Below are 8,256 nucleotides of genomic sequence, written 5' to 3' on the forward strand. Positions count from 1 at the left end.
GAGAGCGCTTCCCTGACACGGAAGAGGTCACTGGTTCAATCCCAGTATCGCGCACGCAGATCGGCCGAGGGCCGGGGTCTCGTACCCCGGCCCTCGGCCGTTTCCCGTCCCGGGCGACCGTGGACCGGACGCGCGACGGGCCGGGCACCTCCCCAGGTGCCCGGCCCGTCGTGCCGTCCGCCGTACCCCCGTCCCCACGGGGTGTCGACCGGTCCTGTCCCCGACCCGGGCCGCTCTCCCGGGTCCGGGGCGCTCAGCGCCCCAGCATTCCGGCCACGGACGACGCTTGGGTGACGACGGCGTCCCAGCCGCCGAAGAGCACGGCGAGGAGCCCCGCGAGGGGCAGCACCATGGCCGTCGCGACGAGCGGGTGACGGGTGCCGGAGGCGCGGTCGCCGCCGAGGGCGTCCATGACCTGCTGGGCGCGCGTGCGGACGACCGTACGTCCCGCGGAGTCCGCCATTGCCCTCTCCCGCCGTGTGAACCCTGTGCTACGTGTCCTGCCGCTCACGAGCGGCGGGTGTCTGACCTCGGGGGACGAGTGCGTCACCCGCCGCTCTGCACAAACACTAGGGCTGGGGAGGCGGCTCGGGCGTCATGCCGTCGTACCGCTTGCCGGGCCTCCCGGAGGATGACCGGGCCGGGGGCGGATACTCCCCTGGTTGGAGACGGACGGCCGGGAACCCGGGGTCTTCCCGGAGGGGGTGTCCAGGGCAGCAATGCCCCTCAAGGGCGTGACTTCGCTCACTTCCGGCCGACTCCGGCGTTCCGCGATCCTGGCTCTTCCCCCTCCCCCGCCATGGGTCGCGCCGGGTGCCCGGATGGTGCCGTCCGCGCCCCCGGCGGCGGCCCGTGGCCTGCCGTGGAGCCGCTCAATCCCCGTTGCCGGGCGGCGCCTTGGATGATCATGCCGGGGTCCGCCGCGCCCGGCCGGTGCCGGGTGTCGGTACGGCGGTGTCGCCAGGGGACAGCGGCAATCCGGTCGCCGACGCATGCGCGGCCTCTGCGCGCGGCCGCCCGGCAATCCGTAAGCTGGGCACGTCAGACGGACCGGGCAGCGGGGATGAAGATGGCGATGATGCGGCTCCGGCGCGAGGACCCGCGTGTCGTCGGCTCGTTCCGGCTTCACCGCCGGCTGGGCGCGGGCGGCATGGGCGTGGTGTACCTCGGCTCCGACCGGCGTGGGCAGCGGGTGGCACTGAAGGTGATCCGGCCGGACCTGGCGGAGGATCAGGAGTTCCGGTCGCGGTTCGCGCGCGAGGTGCAGGCGGCCCGGCGGATCCGCGGCGGCTGTACGGCGCGGCTGGTGGCCGCCGACCTGGACGCGGACCGGCCGTGGTTCGCCACGCAGTACGTGCCGGGGCCCTCGCTGCACGACAAGGTGAACGAGGAGGGGCCGCTGTCGGCGGCTCAGACCGCCTCCATCGGCGCGGCGTTGGCCGAGGGTCTGCTGGCCGTGCACGACGCGGGCGTGGTGCACCGCGATCTGAAGCCCTCGAACATCCTGCTGTCCCCCAAGGGCCCCCGCATCATCGACTTCGGCATCGCCTGGGCGACCGGGGCGAGCACGCTGACGCACGTCGGTACGGCGGTCGGCTCGCCGGGCTTCCTGGCGCCCGAACAGGTGCGCGGCGCCGCGGTGACGCCCGCGACGGACGTCTTCGCGCTGGGCGCGACCCTGGCCTACGCCTCGACGGCGGACTCGCCGTTCGGGCAGGGCAGTTCCGAGGTCATGCTCTACCGCGTCGTGCACGAGGAACCGCAGCTGATGGCCGTGCCGGACGCGCTGGCGCCGCTCATCCACGCGTGCCTGGCCAAGGACCCCGAGGAGCGCCCGAGCACCCTTCAGCTGTCGCTGCGGCTCAAGGAGATCGCGGCCCGCGAGGCACACGGCCTGCCGGACGGCCGCCATGTGCGGCGGGAGCCCGACCGGCCGTCGGGGCAGCGGGCCGCGGAGTACGCGGAGCAGCGCACCGAGCAGCGCACGCTCCAGGCGCCTACGCCCCGGCCGCAGGCGCCGTCGCGCCACCCCGGGCAGGGCGGCCGTCCGTCGGTGCCCCGCCCGGCGGGACGGCCGGGCGGGCCCCGGAGCGGTACGGGCCGCGGTGGCACGCGTCCCGGGGTGCGTACGGGCCCGGGTGCCCGGCGGCCGGGGCCGGACCGGCGGCTGCTGCGGCAGCGGCTGACCGTGTTCGTCGTGGTGACGCTGCTGGTCGCGCTGGGAATCGCGGTGGCGCAGGGCTGTCAGGGCCCGGCGCACAGCATGAGCGAGCTGCCTCGGGTGCCCGCGACGTCGCAGTCCGTGCCGGCGCCCCTGGTGCCGTCGGTTCCTGACGGGCTGGCACCTGTGGCGCCGGTGGCGCCGGACGGCTCCTGAACGGGCCCGGCCGGGGTCAGCTCTCCGGGCGGCCCGTGGTCACGGCGTAGAAGGCCACGGCAGCGGCGGCGCCGACGTTGAGGGAGTCGATGCCGTGGGCCATGGGGATGCGGACCCACTCGTCGGCGGCGCGCAGGGCGCGGGCGGACAGTCCGTCACCTTCGGCGCCCAGCATGAGGGCCACGCGGTCCAGGCGGTGCGGGGCGGCGGCGTCCATGGAGACGGCCTTCTCGTCCGGGGTGAGGGCCAGCACCCGGAATCCGGCCGCGCGGACCGTCTCCAGGTCGTGGGGCCAGGTCTCCAGCCGGGCGTACGGCACGGAGAAGACGGCGCCCATGGACACCTTCACGGAGCGCCGGTAGAGGGGGTCGGCGCAGTCCGGGGAGAGCAGCACGGCGTCCATGCCCAGGGCGGCGGAGCTTCGGAAGATCGCCCCGATATTCGTGTGATCCACGAGACTTTCGAGCACGGCGACGCGGCGGGCGTCCCGGAGCAGTTCCCCGGCGTCCGGGAGCGGTTTGCGCTCCATGGAGGCGAGGGCGCCGCGGTGCACGTGGTAGCCCGTGACCCGCTCGGCGAGTTCGGGCGTGACGGCGTAGACGGGGGCGTCGCTCTCCTCGATGACGTCGCGCATGACGTCGACCCACTTGGCCGTGAGCAGCATGGAGCGCATCGCGTACCCGGCCTGGCCCGCGCGCCGGATGACCTTCTCGCCCTCGGCGATGAAGAGCCCCTCGGCGGGCTCGCGCCTGCGGCGCAGCTCGACGTCGGTGAGGCCGGTGTAGTCGTGCAGCCGGGGGTCGGCGGGGTCGTCGATGGTGATGAGGTCGGCCATGGCTGCGTCCTGGGGGTCCTGGGAGTCCGGAGGTTCTGGGGTTTCGTCGGTGCGGGTCAGCCGCGGGGGTCCGGGCCGACCGTGACGACCTCACCGACCACGATGACGGCCGGGGGGCGTATGCCCTCGGTCCTGACCCGCTCCCCCGCGGTGGCGAGGGTGGCGTCGACACGGCGCTGGGCGGCGGTCGTGCCCTCCTGGACCACGGCGACGGGGGTGTCGGCGGGGCGGCCGTACCGGACGAGGGTGGCGGCGATGGCGCCGATGTTCTCCACCGACATCAGGAGGACGAGCGTGCCGCGGAGCTTGGCGAGGGACTCCCAGTCGACGAGGGACCGCGCGTCGTCGGGGGCGACATGGCCGCTGACGACGGTGAACTCATGGGCCACGCCCCGGTGGGTGACCGGGATCCCGGCGGCGCCGGGGACGCTGATGGTGCTGGAGATGCCGGGGACGACGGTGCAGGGGATGCCCTGTTCGGCCAGGGCCTGGACCTCTTCCATGCCGCGGCCGAAGACGTAGGGGTCGCCGCCCTTCAGCCGGACCACGGTCTTCCCGGCGCGGGCGTGCTCGACAAGGGCGTTGTTGATGGCCTCCTGGGCCATGAACCGGCCGTACGGGATCTTCGCGGCGTCGATCACCTCGACGTGCGGCGGGAGTTCGTCGAGGAGGTCGCGGGGGCCGAGGCGGTCGGCGATGACGACGTCGGCCTCGGCGAGCAGCCTGCGGCCGCGCACGGTGATCAGGTCGGGGTCGCCGGGACCGCCGCCGACGAGGGCGACGCGGCCGGGACCGGTGCCGCGGGCGCGGTAGTGCGGGGCGGCGAGGGAGCCGTCGCGCAGGCCCTCCACGATGGCGTCGCGCACGGCGGCGGAGCGGCGCGGGTCCTGGCCGGTGAGCACGGCGACGGTGACGCCCGCGCCGCGGCCGGTGGCCGGGGTCCAGGCGGTGGCCGCGGCGGCGTCGTCGCTGCGCACGGCCCACACCCGGCGGGCCTCCGCCTCGGCGGAGGCCGCCTCGTTGGCGGCCGGGTCGTCGGTGGAGATCAGGGCGTACCAGGCGCCGTCCAGGTCGCCGTCCTGATAGCGACGGCGCTCCCAGCGGAACTCGCCCGCCTCCGCCATGGCCTCGACGGAGGGGGTGGCGGACGGGGAGATCAGCAGCACGTCCGCGCCGGCGGCGAGCAGCGCGGGCAGTCGGCGCTGGGCGACCTGGCCGCCGCCGAGGACGACGACGCGGCGGCCGGAGAGGCGCAGTCCGACGGGGTAGGCGCTTTCGCTGCGCGCGGGCGAGGCCATGGCTCCTCCGGAGTGGCTGGTCAGGGTGCTGGTGACACTCTATGGGCTCCCACTTCGGGGCCCGTCCCCTGTCCGGGTTCGGGGGGTTGCGCCCCGTCAGGGGCGCGGGGAACTGCGCGACCGGCCGCGGACGACCCGCGGCCGCGGTCCGGGCTCACGCCCCACCCCGGTGGACTCGGCCGGCGGGGTGGGGCGAAGCCCAGGAAGGGTCAGCCCTTCTCCGTGACACCCGCGGCATCGAAGGTCGCCACCTCGTGCATCGCCCGCGCGGCGCTCTGCACGATCGGCAGTGCCAGCAGCGCGCCGGTGCCCTCGCCGAGGCGAAGGTCGAGGTCGACCAGCGGGCGCAGGCCCAGCTTGGTGAGGGCCGCGACGTGCCCCGGCTCCGCGCTGCGGTGGCCCGCGATGCACGCGGCGAGCGCCTCGGGGGCGATCGCCCGCGCCACGAGCGCGGCCGCCCCGGCGCTGACGCCGTCCAGGATCACGGGCGTGCGCAGGGACGCGCCGCCCAGGATCAGTCCGACGAGCGCGGCGTGCTCCAGGCCGCCGACCGCGGCGAGGACGCCGATCGGGTCCTGCGGGTCCGGCTGGTGGAGTTCGAGGGCCCGCCGGACGACGTCGACCTTGCGGGCGTGCATCTCGTCGTTGATGCCGGTGCCGCGGCCGGTGATCTCGGTGGGGTCGGCCTCGGTGTAGACGGCGATGAGGGCGGCCGACACGGTGGTGTTGGCGATGCCCATCTCACCGGTCAGGAGCGCCTTGTTGCCGGCCGCGACGAGGTCGCGGGCCGTCTCGATGCCCACCTCGATGGCACGCAGCGCCTCTTCGCGGCTCATCGCGGGGCCCGCGGTGAAGTCGCTCGTACCGGGCCGGATCTTGCGCGGGAGGAGGCCGGGGGTGCTGGGGAGCTCCCCGGCGACGCCGACGTCGACGACGCAGACCTCGGCGCCGACCTGGTTGGCGAAGGCGTTGCACACGGCGCCGCCGCCCAGGAAGTTGGCGACCATCTGCGAGGTGACCTCCTGCGGCCACGCGGTGACGCCCTGGGCGTGCACCCCGTGGTCGCCCGCGAAGATGGCCACGGCGGCGGGCTCCGGGATCGGCGGCGGGCACTTCCGCGAGAGTCCGCAGAGCTGCGCGGAGATGATCTCCAGCATGCCGAGGGCGCCGGCCGGCTTGGTCATCCGCTTCTGCCGGTCCCAGGCCTCGCCGAGCGCCTTGGCGTCCAGCGGGCGGATGCCGCGCAGGGTCTCCGAGAGCAGGTCGTGCGGGTCCTCGCCGGGCAGGGCGCGGCGGCCGTACGTCTCCTCGTGCACCACCCACGACAGCGGGCGCCGCTTGGACCAGCCGGCCTGCATCAGCTCGGGCTCGTCGGGGAACTCGTCGACGTAGCCGACGCACAGGTAGGCGACGACCTCCAGGTGCTCGGGCAGCCCGAGTTCGCGCACCATCTCGCGCTCGTCGAAGAAGCTGACCCAGCCGACGCCGAGCCCCTCGGCGCGCGCGGCGAGCCACAGGTTCTCGACGGCGAGCGCGGAGGAGTACGGGGCCATCTGCGGCTGGGTGTGCCGGCCGAGGGTGTGGCGGCCGCCGCGGGTGGGGTCGGCGGTGACGACGATGTTGACGGGCGTCTCGAGGATCGCCTCGATCTTCAGTTCCTTGAACTGCTTGGCCCGGCCCTTCGGCAGGGACTTCGCGTAGGCGTCGCGCTGACGCTCCGCCAGCTCGTGCATGGCCTGCCGGGTCTCGGCGGACCGGATGACGACGAAGTCCCAGGGCTGGGAGTGCCCGACGCTGGGCGCGGTGTGCGCGGCCTCCAGGACGCGCAGCAGCACCTCGTGCGGGATGGGGTCGGTGCGGAAGCCGTTGCGGATGTCGCGGCGTTCCCGCATCACGCGGTGGACCGCGGCCCGTTCGGCGTCGCCGTAGCCGACGGCGGCGGGGCCGACGGGCTCCTGCTCCTCGGGGGCGGCGGCGTCCGGGGCGTCGGGGGTCTCCGTCGCGTCCGTGCCCGGCTGTACGGGCTCGGGCAGCGGCGCGTCGGCGGCGGCCACGGCGTCCTGGGGTGCCTCGACGGCCACGGCGGTGCGCGGCGCGGGAACGGGCACGGGCTGCGGGGTGACGGGCTCGGCGCCGGTGGGTGCGGGTTCCTGCTGGGGGGCGGGGATGTGCACCGGAGCGGCGGGGGCCGTCCGCTCGTCGGGCGCCGGTGCGGGCTCCGCGGGCTGCTCCGCCGCGGGGGCGGGCGCCTCGGCGACGGGCGCGGCGGCCTCGGCCGGTACGGGCTGCGGCTCGGCCGGCGCGGGTGCGGCGACAGCGTGCGCGGTGTCCGTGTCCTGCGGGCCGTGGACGAGGGGCAGGTCCTCGGAGGTCTGCTCCGGGGCCGGTTCCCGCGTCACGGCCTCCGGCGCGGTGGCCGGGGCCTGAGCCTGGACCGGCACCTGCTGGGCCACGACGTCCTCGGGCGCGGCGACGGCCTGCGGCTGCTGTACGGCATCGAGGACCGGCACCGCGGCGGGCTCGGTGACGGCGACGGGCTCGGCGATCTGCTGCTCCGCCGGGACCGGCGCGGCCACGGCGGCCGGGGCCTCCTGGGCCGCGACGGCCGGAGCGGCCTGCACGGCTTCGGCGGCCGGAACGGCCTGGACGGGCTCGACGATCTGGGCGGCCGGACCGGCCGGGGCGGCGTCCTGAACGCCCTCGGCGGACGCGGCGGACGCGGCGGCGGGCACGGGCTGCTCGGGAGCGGCGTCCACGGGGGCTGCCTCCACAGGGGCGGGTGCCTCCGTGACCACGGCCGGCGCGGGCTGATCCGCTCCGGCGGCGGGAGCCGGGGCCTGCTCCGCGGCGGCCTCGGTGACGGGCGCGACCGCGCTCTCAACAACAGCGGGAGCCTCGACGGCAACGGGAGCCTCGACGGCAGCAGCAGCCTCGGGGACCACAACGGCCTCGGCAACGGCGGGGGCCTGCTCCTGCGCGCCTTCGGCGAACGGGACCGGGGGAACCGGCGGCACGGCCTGCGGGGCCTGGGCGGCGGAACCGGCGTCCACGACCGCGGGGTTGTTCCCCGTGGCCGCAGGGGCCTGCGGTGCGGGCACGGGCTGCACGGGCTCCGGGGCCGGGGCCGGGGGCTCGGGGGTGAGGTGTGCCTCGGCCACCAGGGGCGCCGCGGCGACGGGGGCGACGGCCTGGTGCGCGGTGGGCACCGGCTCCGTCGCGACCGGCGCGGTGGCCACGGCCGCGCCTCCGGCGACGGCTGACGTCGCGTCAGCGGACGCGGCGACAGGTGCGTCGACAAGTGCGTCGGCGGGCGGGCCCGCGGGGGTGGCGACGGCTGCGGCCTCGTTCTGCGCCGGTGCCGACGCCGGTGCCGACGCGGTCGGCTGCGGTGCGGCGACCGGAGTCCCGGCAGGCGCCTGCTCGGTGGCGACGGCCTCCGTGCCCGGTGCGGTCTGTCCGGTTCCGTCGGGAACTATCACGTGACCCGTGTCGGCGGGGTGCGCGGCCGTGCCCTGCGCGGGCACGAAGGCCACGGCGTCGGCGGCGGGCGCGGCCGGGGGCTGCGCCGTCGGCTGCTGCGGCTGCGCGTCCCAGGTGCCGGGCTGCTGCTGCGGGACCTCGCCGAGGCGCGGGGCCTGCTGGGCGTCCGCGTCGGCGTGCGGGACGTCGAGGTATTCGGGGCCCTGCGCGGGCACGGTCACGTACCAGAACATCACGATCGTGCCGACCCAGGCGAGGCAGCACCA

5 protein-coding genes are annotated in these 8,256 nt (G+C 76.1%); 1 reads left to right on the forward strand and 4 read right to left on the reverse strand.

Translation table 11 applies throughout. The annotated features are described in order from the left end of the window. Positions 1–253: 253 nt before the first annotated feature. Positions 254–463, reverse strand: coding sequence for a hypothetical protein (locus ACWD4A_RS34805; protein ID WP_451200407.1), 210 nt, complete (start codon positions 461–463; stop codon positions 254–256). Between the two features lie 606 nt (positions 464–1,069). Between ACWD4A_RS34805 and ACWD4A_RS34810 the strand changes: the two genes are divergently transcribed. Further along, a complete protein-coding gene (locus ACWD4A_RS34810) occupies positions 1,070–2,377 on the forward strand; it encodes a serine/threonine-protein kinase (protein ID WP_451200408.1) in 1,308 nt (435 codons plus the stop codon). A gap of 16 nt (positions 2,378–2,393) precedes the next feature. Here the strand turns inward: ACWD4A_RS34810 and ACWD4A_RS34815 are convergent, their stop codons facing one another. The 3 genes from ACWD4A_RS34815 to cobT all read right to left on the reverse strand — a co-directional run. Beyond that, on the reverse strand, positions 2,394–3,212 hold the full coding sequence (locus ACWD4A_RS34815) for a TrmH family RNA methyltransferase (RefSeq protein ID WP_451200410.1): 819 nt from the start codon (positions 3,210–3,212) through the stop codon (positions 2,394–2,396). Positions 3,213–3,268: 56 nt separating this feature from the next. Next, positions 3,269–4,510, reverse strand: a complete 1,242-nt coding sequence (cobA, locus tag ACWD4A_RS34820) for a uroporphyrinogen-III C-methyltransferase (protein ID WP_451200412.1) — start codon at positions 4,508–4,510, stop codon at positions 3,269–3,271. Positions 4,511–4,719: 209 nt separating this feature from the next. Continuing rightward, a partial coding sequence (gene cobT, locus ACWD4A_RS34825) for a nicotinate-nucleotide--dimethylbenzimidazole phosphoribosyltransferase (protein WP_451200414.1) occupies positions 4,720–8,256 on the reverse strand: 3,537 nt, incomplete at its 5' end.

The organism is Streptomyces sp. NPDC002537 (assembly GCF_053594975.1).

Excerpts from the sequence above, each read along its gene's own strand:
- ACWD4A_RS34805 (WP_451200407.1), bottom strand. The coding sequence starts at position 463 with ATGGCGGACTCCGCGGGACGTACGGTCGTCCGCACGCGCGCCCAGCAG.
- ACWD4A_RS34810 (WP_451200408.1), top strand. The coding sequence starts at position 1,070 with ATGGCGATGATGCGGCTCCGGCGCGAGGACCCGCGTGTCGTCGGCTCG.
- ACWD4A_RS34815 (WP_451200410.1), bottom strand. The coding sequence starts at position 3,212 with ATGGCCGACCTCATCACCATCGACGACCCCGCCGACCCCCGGCTGCAC.
- cobA (WP_451200412.1), bottom strand. The coding sequence starts at position 4,510 with ATGGCCTCGCCCGCGCGCAGCGAAAGCGCCTACCCCGTCGGACTGCGC.